Source organism: Phenylobacterium sp., from assembly GCF_016793285.1.
In the GTDB taxonomy this organism is placed as follows: Bacteria; Pseudomonadota; Alphaproteobacteria; order Caulobacterales; family Caulobacteraceae; genus Phenylobacterium.
Genome location: NZ_JAEUMO010000176.1, coordinates 1 through 1,765, shown reverse-complemented (window position 1 = coordinate 1,765; position 1,765 = coordinate 1). Strand labels below are relative to the sequence as shown.

Below are 1,765 nucleotides of genomic sequence, written 5' to 3'. Positions count from 1 at the left end.
AGAACGCCTTCGCCGACGCCCTGGTGGGCGCCGGCGACGAGAAGCAGCTCGCGCTGGCCCCCTCGCGCCTGCAGGACTTCATCCGCGGCATCCGCGAGACCTTCGAACGCGCCGCGCTCGCCGGCGACTCCCCGGTCCTGCGGACCAGCCCGACCATCCGGCCCTACGTCCGCTCGATCATCGAACGCTTCCGCGGCCAGACCCCGGTGATGAGCCAGAACGAGGTGCATCCGCGCGCGCGCCTCAAGACCGTAGGCGCGCTCTAAAGTCTCACATCGCCTTGACCGGCGGCCCCGCCCCGGCCACCACAGGCCCAGTCATCGGGGGGCCTGCATCGTGATCCGTTCGCTCAGAAGCACCGTGGCGCTCGCCGCCGTCCTTGCGCTCGCCGGCGCCTGTACGCCGGCGAAGGACGCCGATCCGAAACCGCCGGCCGCGGCGGCGGCCAAGATCCCCTACGGCGCCAACAAGGCCGCCAGCGGCAGCTTCGTCCACGACGGGGTGACCTTCTACTACGAGGTCTACGGCGCGGGGGAGCCGCTCCTGCTGGTGCATGGCAACGGCGGCAGCCTGGGGATGCTGGCCGCGCAGATCGACCACTTCAAGGGCCACCGCAAGGTGATCGCCATGGACAGCCGCGACCAGGGCCGGTCCGGCGACAGCGCGGGCCCGATCACCTACGAGATGATGGCCGACGACCTGGCCGCGCTCGTCGATCACCTCCAGCTCGGCAAGGTCGACGTCGTCGGCTGGAGCGACGGCGGCATCGAGGCGCTGCTGATGGGCGTGCGACACCCCGACAAGGTGAACAAGCTGGTCGCCATGGCCGCCAACCTGAACCCGGACGCCATCTATCCCGAGACCACCGCCTGGGTCGCTCAGATGAAGACCCAGATGCCGCCCGACCTGGACAAGACCCCCGAGGGCCGCCGCGCCCTGAAGATGCTGAACCTGCTGGAGAACGAGCCGCACATCGACCCGAAGGCGCTGGGCAAGATCGCCGCGCCGACGCTGGTGATGTCGGGCGACCACGACGTCATCCAACTGAAGCACACGGCCGAGATCTACGAGAACCTGCCGAACGCCAACCTGGCCGTCCTGCCCAACAGCACCCACGCGGTCCCCTACGACGACCCGAAGCTGTTCAACGACACCGTCGACCGGTTCCTGAAGACGCCGTTCAGGAAGCGCGACCGCATCGCCGACCTGACGGCCTCGATCGAGAAGGCGACGAAGGAGATGGCGAAGTAGCGCGCCGCAGCGGCTCCGCCGGCGGCCTGGCGCCCCCGGGCGCGTGACGACGGCGTCTGTTGCAGGTCGCCTCACCGGCTGATAGCGGTTCGGCCTTGGGGGCGTGCGCCCCGGTTGAGTCTCGGAATTCGGATGCGGCGACCTCTCGAGCGGCCTGAAGGCACCGGCAGACAGTTCCTCTGGGACCTGCTCACCTTCGAACGCCTGCTGACCGGCACTGTATTCCACCTCGTCTACTGGGCGGGGCTCGGCATCATCGGGATCATGGCGTTCGGGATCCTGGGCGCCACCGTCGGCGTCGCGATCCGCGAGGGCAGCGTCGTCGGCATCCTGCTCGCCCTCGGCGTGCTGGGCGTGGGCGCCCTGGGCGTGTTCGTCGCCGTCCTGCTGTGGCGCGCCTTCTGCGAGTTCTACGTCACGATCTTCAAGATCGCCGAGGACCTGCACGTCCTGCGCCAGGACGTGGAGCGCGAGCGCAGCCAGGGCCGCTGATCTCGCCGAAGCTGCGCCGGCG

General features: G+C 69.5%; 3 protein-coding genes. All 3 read left to right on the top strand.

The genetic code is table 11. The features are described 5' to 3' along the window. On the top strand, positions 1-266 hold a 266-nt coding region (locus JNL41_RS15445; RefSeq protein ID WP_293476439.1), incomplete at its 5' end, for an FHIPEP family type III secretion protein. A 70-nt stretch (positions 267-336) separates the two neighbouring features. After that, positions 337-1,251 carry an alpha/beta hydrolase gene (locus tag JNL41_RS15440; protein ID WP_293476437.1) on the top strand — a complete coding sequence of 305 codons (915 nt, stop codon included), beginning with the start codon at positions 337-339 and terminating at the stop codon, positions 1,249-1,251. A gap of 132 nt (positions 1,252-1,383) precedes the next feature. Then, positions 1,384-1,743: a DUF4282 domain-containing protein gene (locus JNL41_RS15435; protein WP_293476435.1), complete on the top strand. Its 360-nt coding sequence runs from the start codon at positions 1,384-1,386 to the stop codon at positions 1,741-1,743. The last annotated feature ends 22 nt before the right edge of the window (positions 1,744-1,765 follow it).